This window comes from Gymnodinialimonas sp. 202GB13-11 (genome assembly GCF_040932485.1).
Classification (GTDB): Bacteria; Pseudomonadota; Alphaproteobacteria; order Rhodobacterales; family Rhodobacteraceae; genus Gymnodinialimonas; species Gymnodinialimonas hymeniacidonis.
Map to the genome: position 1 here is coordinate 2,964,212 of NZ_JBFRBH010000001.1, position 21,057 is coordinate 2,985,268.

At 60.1% G+C, this 21,057-nt stretch carries 19 protein-coding genes; all 19 read right to left on the reverse strand.

Features of this window, described 5'->3' with window-relative positions:
• A partial coding sequence (locus tag V8J81_RS15075) for a GTP-binding protein (protein WP_368476568.1) occupies nucleotides 1-219 on the reverse strand: 219 nt, incomplete at its 3' end.
• Between the two features lie 74 nt (nucleotides 220-293).
• A complete protein-coding gene (fusA, locus tag V8J81_RS15080; RefSeq protein ID WP_368476569.1) occupies nucleotides 294-2,411 on the reverse strand; it encodes an elongation factor G in 2,118 nt (705 codons plus the stop codon).
• Between the two features lie 66 nt (nucleotides 2,412-2,477).
• Complete coding sequence (gene rpsG, locus V8J81_RS15085; protein ID WP_368476570.1) at nucleotides 2,478-2,948, reverse strand: 30S ribosomal protein S7; 471 nt, start codon at nucleotides 2,946-2,948, stop codon at nucleotides 2,478-2,480.
• Nucleotides 2,949-2,960: 12 nt separating this feature from the next.
• Nucleotides 2,961-3,332: a 30S ribosomal protein S12 gene (gene rpsL / locus V8J81_RS15090; RefSeq protein WP_339978186.1), complete on the reverse strand. Its 372-nt coding sequence runs from the start codon at nucleotides 3,330-3,332 to the stop codon at nucleotides 2,961-2,963.
• Between the two features lie 275 nt (nucleotides 3,333-3,607).
• Complete coding sequence (locus V8J81_RS15095; protein WP_368476571.1) at nucleotides 3,608-4,438, reverse strand: putative rhamnosyl transferase; 831 nt, start codon at nucleotides 4,436-4,438, stop codon at nucleotides 3,608-3,610.
• Nucleotides 4,431-5,297: a DMT family transporter gene (locus V8J81_RS15100; protein ID WP_368476572.1), complete on the reverse strand. Its 867-nt coding sequence runs from the start codon at nucleotides 5,295-5,297 to the stop codon at nucleotides 4,431-4,433. The genes V8J81_RS15095 and V8J81_RS15100 overlap by 8 nt, the downstream gene beginning before the upstream one ends.
• Complete coding sequence (locus V8J81_RS15105; RefSeq protein WP_368476573.1) at nucleotides 5,294-6,193, reverse strand: putative rhamnosyl transferase; 900 nt, start codon at nucleotides 6,191-6,193, stop codon at nucleotides 5,294-5,296. Before V8J81_RS15105 ends, V8J81_RS15100 begins: the two co-directional genes overlap by 4 nt.
• Nucleotides 6,194-6,264: 71 nt before the next feature.
• Nucleotides 6,265-6,582 (reverse strand): DUF1801 domain-containing protein, encoded by a 318-nt coding sequence (locus V8J81_RS15110; protein ID WP_368476574.1) that lies wholly within the window; start codon nucleotides 6,580-6,582, stop codon nucleotides 6,265-6,267.
• On the reverse strand, nucleotides 6,575-6,934 hold the full coding sequence (locus V8J81_RS15115; protein ID WP_368476575.1) for a VOC family protein: 360 nt from the start codon (nucleotides 6,932-6,934) through the stop codon (nucleotides 6,575-6,577). The genes V8J81_RS15110 and V8J81_RS15115 overlap by 8 nt, the downstream gene beginning before the upstream one ends.
• Nucleotides 6,935-7,043: 109 nt before the next feature.
• Nucleotides 7,044-11,267: a DNA-directed RNA polymerase subunit beta' gene (gene rpoC / locus V8J81_RS15120; RefSeq protein ID WP_368476576.1), complete on the reverse strand. Its 4,224-nt coding sequence runs from the start codon at nucleotides 11,265-11,267 to the stop codon at nucleotides 7,044-7,046.
• Between the two features lie 14 nt (nucleotides 11,268-11,281).
• Nucleotides 11,282-11,539 (reverse strand): hypothetical protein, encoded by a 258-nt coding sequence (locus V8J81_RS15125; RefSeq protein WP_368476577.1) that lies wholly within the window; start codon nucleotides 11,537-11,539, stop codon nucleotides 11,282-11,284.
• An 11-nt stretch (nucleotides 11,540-11,550) separates the two neighbouring features.
• Nucleotides 11,551-15,708 carry a DNA-directed RNA polymerase subunit beta gene (gene rpoB / locus V8J81_RS15130; RefSeq protein WP_368476578.1) on the reverse strand — a complete coding sequence of 1,386 codons (4,158 nt, stop codon included), beginning with the start codon at nucleotides 15,706-15,708 and terminating at the stop codon, nucleotides 11,551-11,553.
• 243 nt (nucleotides 15,709-15,951) lie between these two features.
• A complete protein-coding gene (gene rplL / locus V8J81_RS15135; RefSeq protein WP_368476579.1) occupies nucleotides 15,952-16,326 on the reverse strand; it encodes a 50S ribosomal protein L7/L12 in 375 nt (124 codons plus the stop codon).
• A 64-nt stretch (nucleotides 16,327-16,390) separates the two neighbouring features.
• Entirely contained in the window at nucleotides 16,391-16,903 is a 513-nt protein-coding gene (gene rplJ, locus V8J81_RS15140) for a 50S ribosomal protein L10 (RefSeq protein WP_368476580.1), read from the reverse strand.
• A gap of 294 nt (nucleotides 16,904-17,197) precedes the next feature.
• Nucleotides 17,198-17,968 (reverse strand): hypothetical protein, encoded by a 771-nt coding sequence (locus V8J81_RS15145; protein WP_368476581.1) that lies wholly within the window; start codon nucleotides 17,966-17,968, stop codon nucleotides 17,198-17,200.
• A gap of 53 nt (nucleotides 17,969-18,021) precedes the next feature.
• Complete coding sequence (locus V8J81_RS15150) at nucleotides 18,022-18,450, reverse strand: hypothetical protein (protein WP_368476582.1); 429 nt, start codon at nucleotides 18,448-18,450, stop codon at nucleotides 18,022-18,024.
• 93 nt (nucleotides 18,451-18,543) lie between these two features.
• Nucleotides 18,544-19,242 (reverse strand): 50S ribosomal protein L1, encoded by a 699-nt coding sequence (gene rplA, locus V8J81_RS15155; RefSeq protein ID WP_368476583.1) that lies wholly within the window; start codon nucleotides 19,240-19,242, stop codon nucleotides 18,544-18,546.
• Nucleotides 19,243-19,246: 4 nt separating this feature from the next.
• Nucleotides 19,247-19,699, reverse strand: a complete 453-nt coding sequence (rplK, locus tag V8J81_RS15160; RefSeq protein WP_368476584.1) for a 50S ribosomal protein L11 — start codon at nucleotides 19,697-19,699, stop codon at nucleotides 19,247-19,249.
• A gap of 169 nt (nucleotides 19,700-19,868) precedes the next feature.
• A complete protein-coding gene (locus V8J81_RS15165; protein WP_368476585.1) occupies nucleotides 19,869-21,053 on the reverse strand; it encodes a hypothetical protein in 1,185 nt (394 codons plus the stop codon).
• Nucleotides 21,054-21,057 lie beyond the last annotated feature (4 nt).

Below are 21,057 nucleotides of genomic sequence, written 5' to 3' on the forward strand. Positions count from 1 at the left end.
CGCGTAGTGGCGGTTGTCGGTCTCGTATTCCACGTGTGCCGTCGAGATCGTGATCCCGCGCGCTTTCTCTTCCGGCGCGCCGTCAATCTCGTCATACGCCTTGAAGTCGCCAAACTGCTTCGTAATCGCAGCCGTCAGCGTCGTCTTGCCGTGGTCAACGTGACCAATCGTGCCGATGTTCACATGCGGCTTCGTACGTTCAAACTTTTCCTTTGCCATGATGGCCTCCTTGAAGTTCTTCGGCACCCAAACGGATGCCTATGGGTGGGGCGGGCGGCGCGACCGCCCCGCCGTTATGCGTATTTCGCCTGGATCTCGTCCGAGATGTTGTTCGGAACCGGCTCGTAATGGTCGAACTGCATCGTGAACTGCGCGCGGCCCGAAGACATGGAACGCAGCGTGTTGATGTAGCCGAACATGTTCGCCAGCGGCACGAAGGCGTCGATCGCGATGGCGTTGCCGCGCGTATCCTGTCCCTGCACCTGACCGCGACGCGAGGTCAGATCGCCGATGATGCCACCCGTATACTCTTCGGGGGTGATCACCTCGACCTTCATGATCGGTTCCAGCAGCTTGGCACCAGCTTTCTTCATGCCTTCACGCATGCCCATGCGAGCTGCAATTTCAAAGGCCAGAACGCTGGAGTCCACGTCGTGGAACTTACCGTCAACCAGAGCCACCTTGAAGTCGATCACAGGGAAGCCAGCCAGCGGGCCGCTATCCATGACCGAGTTGATGCCCTTTTCCACACCGGGGATGTATTCCTTCGGAACGGCACCACCAACGATGCGGCTCTCGAACGAATAGCCTTCGCCAGGCTCGGTCGGGCTGATCTCCAGCTTGACCTCGGCGTACTGACCAGACCCACCCGACTGCTTCTTGTGGGTATAGGTGTGCTCAACCGCGTGAGAGATTGTCTCACGGTAAGCCACCTGAGGTGCACCGATATTGGCTTCGACCTTGAACTCGCGCTTCAGGCGATCGACGAGGATGTCGAGGTGAAGTTCGCCCATGCCCTTCATGATGGTCTGACCGGACTCAAGGTCGGTCTCCACACGGAAGGACGGGTCTTCGGCGGCAAGCCGCGCGAGGCCCTGGGACATCTTCTCCTGGTCGCCCTTCGTCTTGGGCTCAACCGCGATCTCGATCACCGGATCGGGGAAGGTCATCGTTTCCAGCACAACCGGATCGGACTTGTCGCAAAGCGTGTCACCGGTCGTGGTGTTCTTCAGACCACCCAGCGCGATGATGTCGCCGGCAAATGCCTCTTCGATCTCTTCGCGGTTGTTGGAGTGCATCATCATCATGCGGCCCACACGCTCGTTGTTCTCCTTGGTGGAGTTGAGCATGGAGTCACCCTTGGACAGGGTGCCGGAATAGATGCGCACGAAGGTCAGCGAACCAACGAACGGGTCGTTCATGATCTTGAACGCAAGGCCCGAGAACGCCATGGCGTCGTCGGCACGGCGGGCAATGTCGCGGGTTTCCGTCTCATCGCCGGGCTTGAAGCCCATGTAGTCGACCACATCGAGCGGGCTCGGCAGATAGTCGATCACAGCGTTGAGCAGCGGCTGAACACCTTTGTTCTTGAACGCAGAGCCGCCCAGAACCGGAACGAATGCCATTTCAAGCGTGCCCTTGCGCAGCAATGCGCGCAGGGTCGGCACGTCAGGCTCGTTGCCTTCGAGGTATTCCATCATTGCGTCGTCGTCCATTTCGACGGCCGCTTCGATCATCTTACCACGCCATTCGTCAGCCATGTCCTTGAGGTCAGCGCGGATCGGCGCTTTCACCCAGGAGGCACCAAGGTCTTCGCCCTGCCACAGCCACTCTTCCATGGTCACGAGGTCGATCAGACCTTCAAGCTCGGTCTCGGCACCGATCGGAATGCCAACAGGCACCGCGCGGGCGCCGGTGCGGTCTTCGATCATGTGGACGCAGTTGAAGAAGTCCGCGCCGATCTTGTCCATCTTGTTGACGAACACGATGCGCGGAACCTTGTAACGGTCGGCCTGACGCCAAACGGTTTCGGTCTGCGGCTCAACACCAGCGTTGGCGTCGAGAACACAAACGGCACCATCGAGAACCGCCAGCGAACGCTCAACTTCAATGGTGAAGTCCACGTGGCCGGGGGTGTCGATGATGTTCAGGCGGTGCTTTTCGGTGTCGGCAGTCTGGCCGTCCTCAGTGCGCTCCCAGAAGGTGGTCGTCGCAGCGGAGGTGATGGTGATGCCGCGTTCCTGCTCCTGCTCCATCCAGTCCATGGTGGCTGCACCATCGTGCACCTCACCGATGTTGTGGGATTTGCCGGTGTAATACAGGATGCGTTCGGAACAGGTGGTCTTGCCCGCGTCGATGTGGGCCATGATCCCGAAGTTGCGGTAACGCTCCAGCGGATATTCGCGTGCCATGTGAGGTATCCTCAGGCTTGAGTTTGAAAACGGATGGAGCCCCGGGGATGCGGGGCCGCCAAGGTCTTACCAGCGGTAGTGGCTGAACGCGCGGTTGGCGTCGGCCATCTTGTGGGTGTCTTCGCGCTTTTTGACGGCCGCACCACGGGAGTTCACGGCGTCGATCAGCTCACCGGCCAGACGCTCTTCCATGGTGTTTTCGTTGCGCGCGCGGCTGGCGTTGATCAACCAGCGGATCGCCAGCGCTTCGCGGCGCTCAGGGCGGACGTCGACGGGCACCTGATAGGTGGCACCACCCACGCGGCGCGAGCGAACCTCAACGGCGGGCTTCACGTTGTCGAGCGCTTCGTGGAACACTTCCACAGGCGCACGCTTCAGCTTGGCCTCGACGCGGTCAAACGCGTTGTAGACGATCTTTTCTGCGACCGACTTCTTACCGTCGATCATCAGGTTGTTCATGAACTTGGTCAAAACGGTGTCACCGAACTTGGCGTCGGGCAGCACCTGGCGCTTTTCAGCGGCGTGACGGCGGGACATAGATAAATCCTCTTACTTCGGACGCTTGGCGCCGTATTTCGAACGACGCTGGCGACGATCCTTGACGCCCTGCGTATCGAGAACACCCCGCAGGATGTGGTAGCGCACACCGGGAAGGTCTTTCACACGACCGCCGCGGATCAGGACCACCGAGTGCTCCTGAAGGTTGTGGCTTTCACCGGGGATGTAGCTGATCACCTCGTAGCCGTTGGTCAGGCGCACCTTCGCAACTTTCCGCATAGCGGAGTTCGGCTTCTTCGGCGTCGTCGTATACACGCGGGTGCACACGCCACGCTTTTGCGGGCAGCTCTCGAGGTGCAGCGACTTCGAGCGTTTCACTTTGGGCTGCCGCGGCTTGCGGATCAGCTGTTGAATAGTTGGCATTCGGGGTCCCCGTCTTGCTCTCTCATCATGTCGGCGGTGTTTCCTGCGGTGCGTGGCCATGGCACGCAACAAACACCAAAACCGCATGCATCCTTTCCCTACCTGGAGGACGCTGCGGAGGAATTTCCAGAGGATCGGGGCTGCAAAATCGCCCGGATCGTGGCCACTCAGATCTGTATTTCGGCCACGATGGCTGCGCAGGGGCAGCCGGGCCAAGTGGCGCGGGGTATAGGGGGTCGCTGATTGGCTGTCAACAGCGCCGGTATGGGGATCGCTTACGTTCGCGTCAAGGTCCGCCACTCAGCCTGAAATGCCGGCAGATCAATGCCGAAACGCCTTTGGATCATGGGTGCGATTTCCGCGTCCGGCACAGGCACCGGTTGGCCTGCCCCAAAGGGCGTGCGCGCGTCGTTATGGTCATGGTCGCCGCGGACGAACATGACCGAGTCGGTCAGGTTTACAAACGGCACCCGTGCCCAGATCTTGTGATGCGGGAAGTCCATCACGATCGCCTCGTCATCGGGCTTGAGGTAAATCGCCAGCCCCGCCGACCAGCAATGGGTATTCAGAACATGCGGCTTGATTGCGCCGCCTTCGACAGCCTCCAACACCACGCCCTTGCCATGGTCCAGCGCCACCCGGCCCGCGAAGTTGGCCAACCGCCCGACCCTGTTCCAACTGCGCCGAAGCTGTTGCATGTAATCGACGGCAACAGCGTCATCGTCATCCAACCGAAACTCCGCCACCACGGCCCGCGTTCCATCTCGCCCTCCCCACATCACATCGCGGCAGATCGCACGGTGATCGCCCGGTTCACGCCAATGGGCCTGCACCTGCGGACAATCCTTGATCGCAGCTTCAACACGGGCCCGCCACGGTTCGGGAAAATCCTCGCCCAACAGCAGATGCATGATGAAATCGCCATCGGACTGCGCGCGCAGGGGCGGCATGAACACATGCTCGAACCAGAGCGTTCGTTCATCGAGCCGCTTCGGTGCGTACAGCGCGGCACGGCGTTCCTTCAGGCTCTCATGGTACTTCTTGAAGCCACCCGTGCAAGGGAACGAAAACCGGCACAGCCCCTGGATCTGCACGCCCTCAGCCACGGGCCACCTGCCGTTCGCGGATCAGCGTGAACACGCCCGTCGCCACGACGATGGCCGCACCTGTCAGGGCCAGAGCGTTTGGGAATTCTGCAAACACGACCACTCCGAGGATCAAGGCAAAGACCAAAGCCGTATAGCGGAACGGAGACGTCACCGCGACATCGCCCACCCGCATGACGAAGATTGACAGAACATAGCCCCCAATGATGAACAGCGCGCTACCCGCGAGATAGGCGATTTCCCGGCCCGTCATCGGCACCCACTCGATGGTCAGCGACATGATCCCGCCGAACGCGCCGACGGACGCCGCCGTGAGAACCGCAATCGACATCAAGGGCACTTGGTTGGAAAACGCCCGCGTGGACAGGTCGCGCCCCGCCACGAGGAACACAGCCACCAAGGCCAGCAAGGAATAGGCGTTGAACCCGGCCGTCCCCGGCTGAACGATCAGAAACACGCCCGAGGCCCCGACCGCAATCGCGGTCCAGCGCCGCCAGCCCACGGGTTCCTTGAACAACAAAGCCGCACCAAGCGTCACCACAAGCGGCAATGCCGCGAGGATCGCTGTCGCATTCGCAAGCTCCATGTTCACCAGTGCGGTCAGGAAGGTCACGACCGTCAGCACCTCGAATACCGTTCGCAAGGCCACCTTCGCGCGGTCGCCGCGCGGGATGCGAAACGTCAGCTTGCCAAACGCCGCAACCGTCGCCGCCAGCAAGACCGTGGTCATAACCCCTCGCAAGAAGACGATCTGGAACAGCGGAACCGTCTCGGCCAACAGCTTCACGAACACATCGTTCATCGTGAACGCCGCCATCGAGCCCATCATCAGCAGTGCACCCTGAAGGTTCGGATTCATTCCTCGCCTTTGCTTTCCGCGATATCGGCCCGCGCCTCATCCGCCAGCTTGCGCGCCATGCCCGAGCCCTCTTCCTGCAGCTTCTCCATCATCGGTAAAAGGCGCTTGGGGTTCAGGCCAAACCGTTCGCGGAACAATTTCCGCGCCTGCCACAAAGGCAATTGGCGTGACCCCGGCGGGATGGACCGGTCGCTGTCATTATGACCATGCAACGTGCGGACAAACATGTATTCGTGTGGATCAATCCAGCACCGCGCATGGCAGGCGAGCTTTCGGTGGTTCCAGCGGTAGATGTTATGCTGGCTGTCGGGGTGATGGATCATCGCGGAGGCCAGCCCCAATGGCTGCGGCTCGGAATAATCCCAGAACTGATCGTCGTCGCGCTTCATGTCCCAGTAGATGCCGCGGTGAAAACAGACGGCGGCAGGCGTCTCTTTCGTCGCCCAGTTCAGCTTGATCAGGTTGTCGGAGACCTCGCGCGTGCGCTCGATATAGTCGCACCCCACGGCATCATCGTCATCGAGCCGGAAGCCGGTGATGAAATCCGCCTCTTCATCCAGACCGCGCCGGAACGCACGGCGGGTGGAGTTCAACGGCCCCGCCGCCTCCAACGTGCAGATGCGCAAGTAAGGGTGCTTTTCCGCCAGCCGTTTCAGGCGCTTGCGGAAGTGAAAGGGCATCGTGTCGCCGATCAGGGCAACCAGCACGAAATCAGGGTCCGTCTGCGCATCCAGCGACGGCAGGCAAATGTTCTCAAAATAAGCAAAGCGGCGCTGCATCCGGCCGGGTGCATAAAGCTCTGCCGCTGCCTCCTCCGGGCCCTTGTTCAGCGTGCGAAATCCGGCATCCCCAAGGTAGGAGAACCGACACACGCCTATGATCTTGTTCACTGCCATGGAGCTGCCCTTACCCGGCCCATGGGGCAGAAGTTAGGCCAAATCCTCGGGTTGGGGAATCCCCTTGGGGCTCAGGACAGGGCCTGACGAAGAAAGCCTTCGACAGACTTTGCATCGAGGTCCGCTGCGGATTCAAGCTTCACATGCCGACGCGCCTTGCCTTTCCCAGCCAGCAAGCCCCCCGGGTCATCGAAGGTCGCGCCATGCGAAAACTCGACTGAGACGTGGTCTTTGTAGATGAAGACACCACCAACGAATGCCTTTGGCTGATTGGGATCGGGCACGAAGACCTCGCCGCCATATTTGCTTTGAAAGGTGACGGTTGGCGCGATTTCTTGCGCAAGCCTCTTCACCCGGTCGGCAATGTCCAGCAACGTCGCATCAGCCATGATCTTGGTCCGCCACCGGCGTCCACACGGCCATTTCCGTTCCGCCGGGTTCGCGAAACTGGAACCTGCGCCCGCCGGGAAATTCGAAAATCTCCTGCGTGATCTCTGCCCCGGCGGCCTTCACCCGGTCCAGCATCGCCTCAAGATCATCCGCTTTCAAAACCGGCAGAGGCGGACGCAGCGCGCCCCGCTCGATCCCGCCGCCAAGCCCGGCACCCTGCACGTCGCGGTAATCGGGGCCGTAGTCGATGAAACTCCACCCGAAAGCTTCGGCGAAGAAGGCCTGCGTCTCTTCCAGCTTGGGGGATGTGAATTCGAGGTAGTCGAGCGGGGGGCGGGTGTCATTTGACATAGCGGTCTCCAAAGGGCTGAGAACATAACGTAAACAAATTATTGGAAAGCGCAAAAGAAAACGCCCCGCCGTTTCCAGCGGGGCGTTCCTATTTCAATCGGACGAAGGCTTACTCCGCCGCATCCCCTTCGGGCGCTTCGGCTTCGGCCTCGAACACCTCGGGCGCTGCAAGGGCGGCTGCTTCCGCTGCCGCGGCCTGCTGCTCCTCGATCACCACCATATCGCGCGACTTGGCGATGCGCTCCACCTTCTGGGTCGCGCCACCGGTCCCCGCCGGGATCAGACGGCCCACGATGACGTTCTCTTTCAGGCCAACAAGCTTGTCCTTCTTGCCCTGAACCGAAGCCTCCGTAAGGACGCGTGTGGTCTCTTGGAACGACGCTGCCGAGATGAACGACCGGGTCTGGAGCGAGGCCTTGGTGATCCCCAGAAGGATCGGCTCACCCTGTGCCGGACGACGACCATCTGCGATGGCCTTCTCGTTGGCCGCATCGAACTCGGCCTTATCGACATGCTCACCTTTCAGAAGCGTGGTTTCACCAGAATCCTGGATCTCCCACTTCTGCAGCATTTGCCGAACGATAACCTCGATGTGCTTGTCGTTAATCTTCACACCCTGAAGGCGATAAACGTCCTGCACCTCGTCGATCATGTAGTCAGCCAGCGCTTCCACACCCATGACCGCAAGAATGTCATGCGGGGCCGGGTTGCCGTCCATGATGTATTCACCCTTCTGGATGAAATCACCTTCGGCGACTGGGATGTGCTTGCCCTTGGGCACCATGTATTCCACCGGCTCCAAGCTCTCGTCCGCGGGCACGATGCCGATGCGGCGCTTGTTCTTGAAGTCGCGGCCGAATTTCACGTAGCCGTCGATCTCGGCGATGATGGCGTGGTCCTTCGGACGACGCGCCTCGAAGAGTTCGGCCACACGCGGCAAACCACCGGTAATGTCCTTCGTCTTCGCACCCTCACGCGGGATACGCGCGATCACGTCACCGGCTTCGACCGTCTGGCCATCTTCGATGGACAGGATGGCGTCGACCGACATCGTGTAGGTGACCGGGTTGCCCTGATCGTTGCGCATCGGCTCACCGTCTTCACCCGCGATGATGATCTCGGGCTTCAGCTCATTGCCTTTGGGGGCCGTGCGCCAATCCGAGACGATCTTCTGGGTCATGCCGGTGGCATCGTCGGTCTCATCCCTGAGCGAGATGCCCACGGTCAGATCAACGAACTTCGCGTTACCGGCGGCCTCGGCGATGATCGGCAAGGTATACGGGTCCCATTCGAACAGGCGGTCGCCGCGGGCGATATCAGCCCCGTCTTCCACCAGCACGTTGGTGCCGTATCCCAGCTTGAACGAGGCGCGTTCCGCACCCTGATCATCCACGATGGCCAGCTGCATGTTGCGCCCCATGACAACGGTCTGGCCGTCACGGTTCTTCAGCAGGTTGGCATTGCGGAACTCGATCTTGCCTTCGACATTGGCTTCCTGGAACGACTGCTGGCCACCCTGGGCAACACCGCCGATGTGGAACGTCCGCATCGTCAGCTGTGTGCCCGGCTCACCAATCGACTGCGCCGCGATGATGCCCACGGCTTCGCCTGTGTTCACTTTCGTGCCGCGCGCGAGGTCACGACCATAGCAGGTCGCGCAAACACCCTCTTCCGCTTCACATGTCAGCGGGGAGCGCATCTGCATCGTGGTCACACCAGCCGCTTCCACGGCGTCAGCCTTACGTTCGTCGATCAGCTCGCCCTTGGCGACGATCACCTCATCGGTGCCCGGCACAAGCACGTCTTCCCCGGCCGTCCGGCCAAGGATGCGCTCTGCCAGCGAGGCCACGACTTCGCCGTCATTGACGGCAGCCTCGGCTTTGATCGTCTTCTCGGTGCCACAATCGTCCATGCGCACGATGCAATCCTGCGCCACGTCCACAAGACGACGGGTCAGGTAGCCCGAGTTCGCCGTCTTCAAGGCCGTATCCGACAGACCCTTCCGGGCACCGTGGGTTGAGTTGAAGTACTCAAGAACGGTCAGACCTTCCTTGAAGTTCGAGATGATCGGCGTCTCGATGATTTCGCCGTTCGGCTTGGCCATCAGGCCGCGCATGCCGCCCAACTGCTTCATCTGCGTGACCGAGCCACGCGCACCAGAGTGGGCCATCATGTAGACCGAGTTCGGCTCCATCTCGGACCCATCGTCAGCGCGCTTGGCGGCCGAGATCGTGCCCATCATGGCGTCGGTGACCTTGTCGTTGGCTTTCGACCAGGCATCGATGACCTTGTTGTACTTCTCACCCTGGGTGATCAATCCATCCATGTACTGCTGTTCGAATTCCTTCACCTGACCACGGGTATCCTCAACGAGGTGCCACTTGTCATCAGGAATGACCATGTCGTCCTTGCCGAACGAAATGCCCGCCTTGAAGGCCTCTTTGAAGCCCATCGACATGATCTGGTCGCAGAAGATAACCGACTCTTTCTGACCGCAATAACGGTAGACGGTGTCGATGACCTGCTGCACTTCCTTCTTCCGCAGAAGACGGTTCACCAGATCGAACGGCGCTTTCGCGTTCAGCGGCAGAAGCGCACCCAGCAACACGCGGCCCGGCGTGGTTTCGAACCGCGTCAGAACCTCGTTGCCTTCCTCATCAATCTGAGGAAGGCGCGCGTGGATCTTGGCGTGCAGATGCACCTCGCCCGCGTCGAGCGCATGGCGAACTTCATCCACGTCCGAGAAGATCATGCCTTCCCCGACCATGCCCTCACGCTGAAGCGTGACGTAATAGAGACCCAGGATCATATCCTGCGACGGAACGATGATCGGCGCGCCGTTTGCTGGCGACAGAACGTTGTTCGTCGACATCATCAACACGCGGGCTTCAAGCTGTGCTTCCAGCGAAAGCGGCACGTGCACGGCCATCTGGTCACCGTCGAAGTCGGCGTTAAACGCGGAACAGACCAGCGGGTGAAGCTGGATCGCCTTGCCTTCGATCAAAACCGGCTCAAACGCCTGAATGCCAAGACGGTGCAACGTGGGCGCGCGGTTCAGAAGAACCGGATGCTCACGGATCACCTCGTCGAGGATATCCCACACTTCGGGACGCTCTTTTTCGACCAGCTTCTTGGCCTGCTTCACGGTCGAAGACAGACCCTTCGCCTCAAGCCGCGAGTAGATGAACGGCTTGAACAGCTCCAACGCCATCTTCTTCGGCAAGCCACATTGATGCAGCTTTAGCTCCGGACCGGTCACAATCACCGAACGACCCGAGAAGTCGACGCGCTTACCCAGAAGGTTCTGGCGGAAGCGACCCTGCTTACCCTTCAGCATGTCCGACAGCGATTTCAGCGGGCGCTTGTTGGCACCCGTGATCACGCGGCCACGACGGCCGTTGTCGAACAGAGCGTCGACGGATTCCTGCAACATCCGCTTCTCGTTACGGATGATGATGTCCGGCGCGCGCAGTTCAATCAGGCGCTTCAGGCGGTTGTTCCGGTTGATCACGCGGCGATAGAGGTCGTTGAGGTCCGACGTTGCGAACCGGCCACCATCCAGCGGCACCAGCGGGCGCAGCTCTGGCGGGATAACCGGAACAACGGTCAGAACCATCCACTCGGGCCGGTTGCCGGACTCGAGGAACGATTCAACGATCTTCAGACGCTTGATGATCTTCTTCGGCTTCAGCTCACCCGTCGCTTCCTTGAGGTCTTCACGCAGGTTCTGCGCTTCGGACTCGAGGTCAATCTGGGAAAGCATCTCGCGGATGGCTTCCGCACCGATGTTCGCCTGGAACGCGTCGGCGCCGTAAGCATCCTGCGCGTCCATGAACTCCTCTTCCGACATCAACTGACCGTATTGCAGGTCGGTGAGGCCAGGTTCGATCACCACGTAGTTTTCGAAGTAGAGGATCCGCTCAAGATCGCGCAGCGTCATATCCAGCATCAGGCCGATGCGGGACGGCAGCGACTTGAGGAACCAGATGTGCGCAACGGGTGCGGCCAGTTCGATGTGGCCCATCCGCTCACGGCGGACTTTCTGCAGCGTGACTTCCACACCGCATTTCTCGCAGACAACGCCGCGATACTTCATCCGCTTATACTTGCCGCACAGGCATTCGTAATCTTTGATCGGCCCGAAAATACGGGCACAGAACAGGCCGTCACGCTCGGGCTTGAACGTACGGTAGTTGATCGTTTCGGGCTTTTTGATTTCCCCATACGACCACGACAGGATGCGCTCGGGCGAAGCGAGCGAGACCTTGATCTCATCAAACGCCTTGGGCGGCGTCAGAGGGTTGAACGGGTTGTTGGTCAGTTCCTGGTTCATGGGAAGACCTTTCCTTAATTAGCGCATTCGAAGCGCACAAAATCGGCTCCACCGGCGACGGTGATGTTCTCTTCATAGACGGCGAGTTCACCGCCGTTGCAGATCGCAGTGGCAATCGCGAAATTATCGCGATTACCGAAGTGCTGAGGGATCACGCCTGACACGACGCCGTCGATCCATTCCATCCGAATGCTCGAATAGAACGTGCTGAGTTCGCTCCACAAGAAACCTCCTGCGGTGCAAATCGCCCCGAACAAAAGCGTTAGTGCCACACGCAGCCACCTCACTCTGCTGCGATCCCGCCTTCGTCTTCTTCGGCGTCGAGAAGCTCCATGTTGAGGCCCAGGCCGCGGACCTCTTTGACGAGAACGTTGAACGATTCCGGCACGCCGGCCTCGAAATTGTCCTCACCCTTCACGATCGACTCGTAGACCTTGGTCCGGCCAGCCACGTCATCCGACTTCACCGTCAGCATTTCCTGCAAGGTGTAGGCGGCGCCGTACGCTTCCAGCGCCCAGACCTCCATCTCACCGAAGCGCTGACCACCGAACTGCGCCTTACCACCCAGCGGCTGCTGCGTGACAAGCGAGTACGGCCCCGTCGAACGGGCGTGGATCTTGTCGTCGACCAAGTGGTGCAGTTTCAGCAGGTACTTCACACCCACCGTCACCTGACGGGCGAACTTCTCACCGGTGCGGCCGTCGAACAGGTCCGACTGCCCGGATTCCGAGAACCCGGCCCGCATCAGCGCGTCATTCACATCCGCCTCTTTCGCACCGTCGAAGACCGGGGTTGCGATCGGGACACCTTTGGTCACGTTGCCCGCAGCTTCCAGCAACGAGTCCTCGTCACGGTCCGCAAAGGCTTCACCGTAGACCTCGTCGCCATAAGCGATTTTCAGAGCGTCGCGCACCGGGGTCATGTCGCCCGAGCGGCGATATTCATCCAGCGCATCGTCGATCTTCAGGCCAAGGCCACGTGCCGCCCAACCCATATGGGTCTCAAGGATCTGACCCACGTTCATGCGCGACGGCACACCCAGCGGGTTCAGTACGAAATCAACCGGCGTACCATCCGCAAGGAACGGCATGTCCTCCATCGGAACCACCTTCGAGATCACACCCTTGTTGCCGTGACGGCCGGCCATCTTGTCGCCCGGCTGAAGCTTGCGCTTCACGGCGATGAAGACCTTGACCATCTTCATCACACCCGGGGGCAGATCGTCGCCGCGACGGACCTTCTCGACCTTGTCCTCAAAGCGGTGATCGAGCGCGCGTTTCTGCGCGTCAAACTGCTCGTTGAGGGCTTCGACCTGGGCTGCGTCCTGCTCATCTTCGAGGGCAAGCTGCCACCACTGGCCGCGCGACAGCTGCTCGTCGAGCAACTCTGCCGTGATCGGTGCGTTGGATTTAACACCTTTCGGACCCTTAACAGCGACCTTGCCTTCGATCATGCCGCGCAGACGGGCGTAGATGTTCCGCTCAAGGATCACCAACTCGTCGTCACGGTCACGGGCGAGGCGCTCCACCTCTTCCCGCTCGATCTGCAGAGCACGTTCGTCTTTTTCGACGCCGTGGCGGTTGAAGACACGCACTTCCACAACAGTTCCGAAATCACCGGGCGGCAGGCGAAGCGAGGTATCCCGCACGTCGGAAGCCTTCTCACCAAAGATGGCGCGCAGAAGCTTTTCTTCCGGCGTCATCGGGCTTTCACCCTTCGGCGTGATCTTACCCACAAGGATGTCTGCCGGGCCAACTTCCGCACCGATATAGACAATGCCCGCCTCGTCGAGGTTGCGAAGCGCTTCCTCACCGACATTCGGGATGTCGCGGGTGATCTCTTCCGGCCCAAGCTTCGTGTCACGGGCGGCGACTTCGAATTCCTCGATGTGGATCGAGGTGAAGACGTCATCCTTCACGATGCGCTCGGAGATCAGGATCGAGTCCTCGTAGTTGTAGCCATTCCACGGCATGAAGGCGACGATGACGTTCTTGCCGAGCGCCAGTTCACCGATATCCGTGGACGGGCCGTCTGCGATGACTTCACCCTTGCCAACCTTGTCGCCCACCTTCACCAGCGGACGCTGGTTGATGCAGGTGTTCTGGTTCGAGCGCTGGAATTTCCGCAGACGGTAGATGTCCACGCCCGCGTCACCCAGCTCGAGATCCTCGGTGGCACGCACAACGATACGCTGAGCATCGACCTGGTCGATGACGCCGCCACGCTTGGCCATGATCGCAGCGCCGGAATCCTGCGCCACGATGCTCTCAATCCCGGTGCCCACGAACGGAGCATCGGCCTGCAAGAGCGGCACAGCCTGACGTTGCATGTTCGACCCCATCAGCGCGCGGTTCGCGTCGTCGTTCTCAAGGAACGGGATCAGCGATGCGGCCACGGAGACCAACTGCTTCGGCGACACGTCGATCAGGTCAACGCTTTCACGGGCGTTCAGCGTGTATTCGCCGGACATCCGCGTGTTGACCATGTCGTTCACGAACTTGCCGTTTTCATCGAGGTTCGCGTTCGCCTGCGCCACGGTGTGACGCATCTCTTCCGTCGCGGACATGTAGACCACGTCATCAGAGACCACCGCGTCATTCACACGGCGATAGGGCGTTTCGATGAAGCCGTACTTGTTCACGCGCGCATAAGTAGCGAGCGAGTTGATCAGACCAATGTTCGGACCTTCCGGTGTCTCAATCGGGCACATCCGACCGTAATGGGTCGGGTGCACGTCGCGCACCTCAAAGCCCGCACGCTCACGCGTCAGACCGCCCGGCCCAAGCGCGGAAAGACGACGCTTGTGCGTCACTTCCGACAGCGGGTTCGTCTGGTCCATGAACTGCGACAGCTGCGAGGAGCCAAAGAATTCACGCACAGCCGCCGCAGCAGGCTTCGCGTTGATCAGGTCCTGCGGCATCACCGTGTCGATCTCGACCGACGACATACGCTCCTTGATGGCGCGCTCCATACGCAGCAGGCCAACGCGGTACTGGTTCTCCATCAACTCACCAACCGAACGCACACGGCGGTTGCCGAGGTGGTCGATGTCGTCGATGTCGCCACGTCCGTCGCGCAGTTCCACCAGCGCCTTGATGCAGGCGATGATGTCTTCCTTGCGCAGGGTGCGCATGGTGTCTTCTGCATCCAGATCGAGGCGCATGTTCATCTTCACACGGCCAACAGCCGAGAGGTCATAGCGCTCGCTGTCGAAGAACAGCTGGTCGAACAGGGTCGACGCCGCTTCAACGGTGGGCGGCTCGCCCGGACGCATGACGCGGTAGATGTCCATCAGCGCGGTTTCACGGTTCAGGTTCTTATCTGTCGCCATCGTGTTGCGCATGTACGGGCCGACCGTGACGTTATCGATGTCGAGCACCGGGATCTCGGTGATACCAGCATCCAGCAGCTCTTTCAGCGTGCCGCCGGTGACTTCACCGTCCTTGTCGACTTCCCACGTCAGCTCATCCCCGGCCTCGACGTAGATCGCGCCGTTTTCTTCGTTGATGATGTCCTTGGCGGCAAAGCGGCCCACGATACCGTCGAACGGCACCAGCAGGTTTTCGATCTCGCCCTCGTCGATCCACTTCTTGACCGCGCGTGGGGTGACCTTCTTGCCAGCCTCGGCAATGACTTCACCGGTCTTCGCGTCCACCAGATCAGCGGTCGGGCGGGTGCCGCGCACACGCTCGGGGAAAAACTTCGTGGCCCAACCCTTGTTCTTGACCATCTTGAAGGTGACGGTGTCGTAATAGGCATCCATGATGCCTTCCTGATCCAGACCCAGCGCATAAAGCAGGGTGGTCACAGGCAGCTTACGACGGCGGTCGATACGCGCGAAGACGATGTCCTTGGCGTCGAACTCAAAGTCCAGCCAGGAGCCGCGGTACGGGATGATCCGGCAGGCAAACAGCAGCTTGCCTGAGGAATGGGTCTTGCCCTTGTCGTGGTCAAAGAAAACGCCTGGCGAGCGGTGCATCTGGGATACGATCACACGCTCGGTGCCGTTCACGATGAACGTGCCGTTCGGCGTCATCAGGGGCATGTCGCCCATGAACACGTCCTGTTCCTTGATGTCCTTGACGGACTTCGCGCCTGTATCTTCGTCGATATCGAACACGATCAGGCGCAGCGTCACCTTCAGCGGCGCTGCGTATGTCAGGTCGCGTTGCTGACATTCCTCAACGTCGAACTTGGGCTGTTCCAGCTCATACTTGACGAATTCGAGGATCGCGGTCTCGTTGAAGTCCTTGATCGGGAAAACCGACTGGAACACGCCTTTGATGCCTTCGCCATCGCTCGGGTCGGGCTGATCACCTGATTTCAGGAACAGGTCATAAGACGACTTCTGAACCTCAATCAGGTTCGGCATTGCGAGGACTTCCTCGATTTTACCGTAAAATTTGCGGATACGTTTCTGGCCTGCGTAGGTCTGAGCCATGGTTGTCGCGCACCTTTCTGTCTCGCGCGGCACCCACGCCGCCGGGGCTCGGCGGGCTGCTCGCAAGAAAATAGACGTAACGGATCAATCTGTTTGCCGTCCCACCGACAAAGCCCGACCCTCTTGTCACCGTCTAAGAAAAAGCCTTTTCACCAAAGGCGCTTTCTAAGACGACGATAGCTGGACCCGGAATTCTCCGGATCCAGCCATATCTGATACGTCCGATTGGACGCTTTGGACCAATCAGGCCAGCTCGACCTCGGCGCCAGCTGCTTCCAGCTTGCCCTTGATCTCTTCTGCTTCTGCCTTGTCCACGCCTTCTTTGATCTTGCCGCCGGCTTCGACCAGGTCCTTGGCTTCTTTCAGGCCAAGACCGGTGATGCCACGCACTTCTTTGATCACGTTGATCTTCTGTGCGCCGGCGTTCTTCAGAACGACGTCGAATTCGGTCTTCTCTTCAGCTGCACCGCCGGCATCGCCAGCAGGTCCAGCCATCATCACGGCACCGCCAGCGGCGGGCTCGATGCCGTATTCGTCTTTCAGGATGGTCTTGAGTTCCTGGGCTTCCAGGAGGGTCAGACCAACGATCTCTTCTGCGAGTTTCTTAAGATCAGCCATTTTTCAGGTTCCGTATGTAGGTATGGGTTCCAACGCCGCAAGGGGCGGGTTCTCAACGGGTGCTTTACGCCGCCTTCTCTTCGATGGTCGAAAGGACGGAGGCGATGTTCGAAGCAGGCGCGCCAATGGCACCGGCGATGTTGGAGGCGGGTGCACCAATGCAGCCAGCGATGGAGGCAATAAGCTCCTCGCGGGACGGCAGCTTGGCGACAGCCTTAACACCATCAGTATCCAGAACGTTTCCGCCCATCGCACCGCCGAGGATGACGTATTTGTCATTCTCTTTGGCAAACTCGTCCGCGGCCTTAGCGGCTGCGACCGGGTCTTCCGAATAGGCAAGAACGGTCATGCCATCCATCAGGTCAGCGATGCCAGCGGCAGGCGTTCCATCAAGGGCAATCTTGGCGAGCTTGTTCTTGGCGACACGCACAGATCCACCGGCCTCGCGAACGCGACCACGCAGATCCTGCATCTCTGCAACCGTGAGGCCCTGGTAGTGTGCAACCACCACGACGCCAGAGCTTTCAAAGATCTGGCCGAGTTCCTCGACCACTTTCTCTTTCTGGGCTCTATCCACAGGTTTTCTCCAAATTGGAGGGTTTCCCCTCCGGCTCAGTTTCTACCGGATCGCTCCGGCGGTTTTTGGTCCGTATCGCAACGGAACCGAAACACCGCCAAGCGCTCAAACGGATCTGAGCCCTCAAACACATGTCTGATCCCGTCTCAGGCAGGATTTATTGGGGTTTTGAGGCCCCCACCCACCGTCTCGGACGAAACGCAAAAGAGCGTCCGACGAATCGCACGCTCTGCTGCATGGGCGTCCCTAAACGGATCAGTCCAATTTGCCAAGGGGGAACGCCAGATCTCGCGCCTAACCCGACGGGTGGATGACGTCTCCGAGATAGGTCAAAGACAGGCCATCGGCGACAAGATCGCGCGGCGCTTGGATCTGGCGGCGCGGTGTGCCCCCCGATGTCTCGTGTCCCATCATGATGAACGCATTGGCATCAAGCCAAACCGCCTCCGGCACAGTCTCGCGCACCACGGGGGCCCAATGGCCCACCCAGGAATGCCCTTCAAACTTGGTCTCCAACGCATCGCCCGGTTTCGCAAAGCCGTACTCAACAAAATCATGGTCGTACCATGCCCCGCCCATCAAATCGGCGAATTCGGACAATTCGATATAGGCATCCGTGCCCTCGGCCTCTTCGTTTTCCTCCGAATAATAGGCCGCGCGTTCGGCCATTACACGGTTCAAGGCCTCGGCACTCTCGGCGCGCCCCATCCACATCTGCTGCGTGATATTCTCTTTCAGCGTCGGCTCCGGCGGCGGCAGAGGTTTGCGACGCTCCTCGATAAGGTGCACCTGCGCCGCCTTGAACATCGCGAAAAGGCCGCGCGGGGCCACACTCTGCATCGACAGGCTCAGCACGTGATCATGCGGCAGCGTCACCTTGGTCTCCAACAAAGACGCATAGCCTTGGCGCAGCTCGATCCTGACGTCGGCCTGATCCCAAAACACCGATTTCAATTCATCGGGTGCCAGATCAAACACCTTCCGTTCGCCCATGATGACATCCACCGGCTGACCCGCATCGCCTACACCAGGCTCACGAATGATCTGCACCTTGCATCGGCTCATCTAGGGCCCCTCCAATAACACCACCTCCGGCAAGGCCAGCGTAACAGGGTGGTTCACTGAAACAGAACCCGCCCTTCAAATTCTTCGCCGCTTTGTTCATGCAGAACGACAATGTCGACCCCGTCCATCTCGACCCGATCGCACGCGCCTCTGAGATACAATTCTCGCAAATAGACCCGGGACAGCCGAAGGGCATCCGCGCCCTGATATTCCACCCCACAACTCCGGTCGTAGTTCTCGATGAAGGGAATGAACCAAACGCGAACCAGAGTTCCGTCTGGGTTTTGCACCCCAACTTGAACGCGCCAAGTCTGGTTCAGGCGCAAAACACGGCCCGCCTCACCCAAGGCGTCCAAATCCGAAAAGATCAGACCGCCAACTTCGATCGATGGGGCGTCGACCGTTTGTGCTTGAGCCCCAAACACTGCACTCAGCATCAGGATCACTGCGATCACGGCAGACCTCAGCATCGAAAATCTCATCACGCACGGTCTCCCAATAAGCTTAAGCAAGGTGTCAAAACACAAAGGGCAGGTCAAAGACCCGCCCTTCGCAAAACGTCATTTCACGCAGGCCTAGTTGCCCGTCGCGTTTTCCACGTTGATCGTCACGCCCGGACCCATGGTCGAGGAGATGGCGATCTTTTTCATGTAGGTGCCTTTGGCGCCCGACGGCTTGGCCTTGTTCACCGACTCGACGAACGCGCGGACGTTCTCGACCAGCTTGGCCTCATCAAACGACGCCTTCCCGATGCCTGCGTGCACAACACCGGCTTTCTCGGCCTTGTACTGCACCTGACCACCTTTGGCGGCTTCCACGGCTTCTTTGACGTCCATCGTCACCGTGCCGATCTTCGGGTTCGGCATCAGGTTACGCGGGCCAAGCACCTTACCCAGACGGCCGACGATCGGCATCATGTCAGGGGTGGCGATGCAGCGATCAAACTCGATGGTGCCGCCCTGGACGGTTTCCATCAGGTCTTCTGCACCCACGATATCCGCACCAGCCGCTTCGGCCTCTTCGGCCTTCGGGCCACGGGCGAACACGGCCACGCGGACCGATTTGCCTGTGCCGTTGGGCAGGTCGACCGTGCCGCGGACCATCTGGTCGGCGTGGCGCGGATCGACGCCAAGCGTCATCGCGATTTCAATGGACTCGTCGAACTTGGCGGTCGCGTTGGTCTTTACCAGTGCAACAGCTTCTTCAACCGTGACGTCTTCTTTGCCTTCGAACGCTGCGCGGGCTGCGGTCAGGCGTTTTCCCATCTTACCCATGGTCTTACCCCTTTACCTCGATACCCATCGACTTGGCGGAACCAAGGATGATCTGCATTGCGGCTTCCACGTCGTTGGCCGACAGGTCCACCATCTTGGCTTCTGCAATCTCGCGCAGCTGCTTGGCGGTGATCGTCGCGACGGTCTCGCGGCCCGGATTCTCGGCACCACGGGGACGGTTGCGCTTGCCCACGTTCTTCAGGCCAGCGGCCTTCTTGAGGTAGTAGGACGCAGGCGGCGTCTTGATGTCCATGGCGAAGGACTTGTCCTGGTAATACGTGATCACCGTGGGGCAAGGCGCGCCCTGTTCCATCTCCTGCGTCTTGGCGTTGAACGCCTTGCAGAATTCCATGATGTTGATGCCGCGCTGACCCAGCGCAGGGCCCACAGGGGGGCTTGGGTTGGCTTGACCTGCAGGGATCTGCAGCTTCATCGTGCCAGCAAGTTTCTTGGCCATGAGGCCTCTCCTTTATACCAACAGCCCGTCATCGCGTTTCAGGGCCTTTGTGGCCGTGGTCTGGTCCAGCAATCGCGATTGCTTCGCCTCCCACGGTTCGCGGTGCGCCTTGGCGCGCCCTATCGAAGGCCGCCGTATAGGACGAGATCGGGAAGGGCGCAAATGGATTCTACGCGCTGGCCTCAGCGCGTGCGATGAACGCCTTAGCGCCCTTTGCCAACTCCGCGGAACTCTCCGCCACGATCCGCTCCAGCACCGGGCGCACCAAGGCCAACTCCGCCCCCTCGGTCGCACACATGTAAGCGACCCAATCATGACCCGCATCCAGCAGACGATGCATGAAATCGACATCGCGCCAGTAGTATTCATGCAGGTAGAACCAGAACGCCTGCGCGCCGGGCACATAGGGCTCCCCCATCGGATGCGCGAGGATCGCCAGAACCCAGCCATCCAAGTCAAAATCCTTGCCCGCCTCCTCAAGAAAGATCCCGAACTCATCGAACCCGGCCACAAATCCGCCCGCCGCCGCCCGGCGGCACGATTGCAACCCGGTCAGATGCTCCAACATCTGCGCAAGCGACTTCGCCCCTTTCCCGCGCAGCCGCTCCGCGCCGTCGGAATAAGTCGCCCCCAATAGCTTGCCCGCACAGGCCGCAATCATCGGATGCGGGTCGTCCAGCTTCGGCAATATCTCCGCCTCCACGGTCTCCCACGACAAGACCTGCCGACCTCCATCCGCAATCTGCGCCAAAGCCTGAGAGACCGTCAGCGCGTGTAGGCTGTTCCCCGTTCCAATCCCCCGCGCGTCCAGATCAGCCAGCCAATTCTCGAAAACCGTATCAAACGGCGTCACCGGACGTTTCAGCACGTCCCATGACAGCTTGAGGTGGGAATACGGAGCCTTGGCAATGCCTGCCTCCAACCGCGCCAGATAGGGTGCCGCGAGGGCTGTCGCCTCCTCCAGATCAAGCGGCACATGCGGAAGCGGAGGGGCCGGTTTTGGCGGCTTGTCACCATGCATCAGGCCAAAGGCCAAATGCCGCGCCACACTCGTATTCATGAATGACCTGTGACGCGCGGCCTCGTCCGTAACGGTCCGCTCAATAAGTTCGACGCAGATCCAATGGGCCCGCCACCCGGGCCCCGGCGGAATTTCGATACGGGCCTCGGCAAAATGCTCCAACGCCCAATTGCAATTGGCAAACAACCGAACAAGATCATCACGTGTCGGGAGGGAGGGCCGGTGGTGCTTCAGCTCAGCCAGCGCGGCAACCACCTTGTCGCCATCGGGGGTGTCAGACGCCCTGAGGGCGTCCAACTCATCAAGCAGGGTACGGAACGTCGCCACACCCATTGCA

Bases quoted from the DNA above. Each gene is read 5' to 3' on its own strand.
- fusA (WP_368476569.1), bottom strand. From the start codon at position 2,411: ATGGCACGCGAATATCCGCTGGAGCGTTACCGCAACTTCGGGATCATG.
- V8J81_RS15110 (WP_368476574.1), bottom strand. From the start codon at position 6,582: ATGGCTGATGCGACGTTGCTGGACATTGCCGACCGGGTGAAGAGGCTT.
- V8J81_RS15150 (WP_368476582.1), bottom strand. From the start codon at position 18,450: ATGAGATTTTCGATGCTGAGGTCTGCCGTGATCGCAGTGATCCTGATG.
- rpsL (WP_339978186.1), bottom strand. From the start codon at position 3,332: ATGCCAACTATTCAACAGCTGATCCGCAAGCCGCGGCAGCCCAAAGTG.
- V8J81_RS15105 (WP_368476573.1), bottom strand. From the start codon at position 6,193: ATGGCAGTGAACAAGATCATAGGCGTGTGTCGGTTCTCCTACCTTGGG.
- rplA (WP_368476583.1), bottom strand. From the start codon at position 19,242: ATGGGTAAGATGGGAAAACGCCTGACCGCAGCCCGCGCAGCGTTCGAA.
- rpsG (WP_368476570.1), bottom strand. From the start codon at position 2,948: ATGTCCCGCCGTCACGCCGCTGAAAAGCGCCAGGTGCTGCCCGACGCC.
- V8J81_RS15145 (WP_368476581.1), bottom strand. From the start codon at position 17,968: ATGAGCCGATGCAAGGTGCAGATCATTCGTGAGCCTGGTGTAGGCGAT.
- V8J81_RS15115 (WP_368476575.1), bottom strand. From the start codon at position 6,934: ATGTCAAATGACACCCGCCCCCCGCTCGACTACCTCGAATTCACATCC.
- rplK (WP_368476584.1), bottom strand. From the start codon at position 19,699: ATGGCCAAGAAACTTGCTGGCACGATGAAGCTGCAGATCCCTGCAGGT.
- rplL (WP_368476579.1), bottom strand. From the start codon at position 16,326: ATGGCTGATCTTAAGAAACTCGCAGAAGAGATCGTTGGTCTGACCCTC.
- rpoC (WP_368476576.1), bottom strand. From the start codon at position 11,267: ATGAACCAGGAACTGACCAACAACCCGTTCAACCCTCTGACGCCGCCC.
- rpoB (WP_368476578.1), bottom strand. From the start codon at position 15,708: ATGGCTCAGACCTACGCAGGCCAGAAACGTATCCGCAAATTTTACGGT.
- V8J81_RS15165 (WP_368476585.1), bottom strand. From the start codon at position 21,053: ATGGGTGTGGCGACGTTCCGTACCCTGCTTGATGAGTTGGACGCCCTC.
- V8J81_RS15100 (WP_368476572.1), bottom strand. From the start codon at position 5,297: ATGAATCCGAACCTTCAGGGTGCACTGCTGATGATGGGCTCGATGGCG.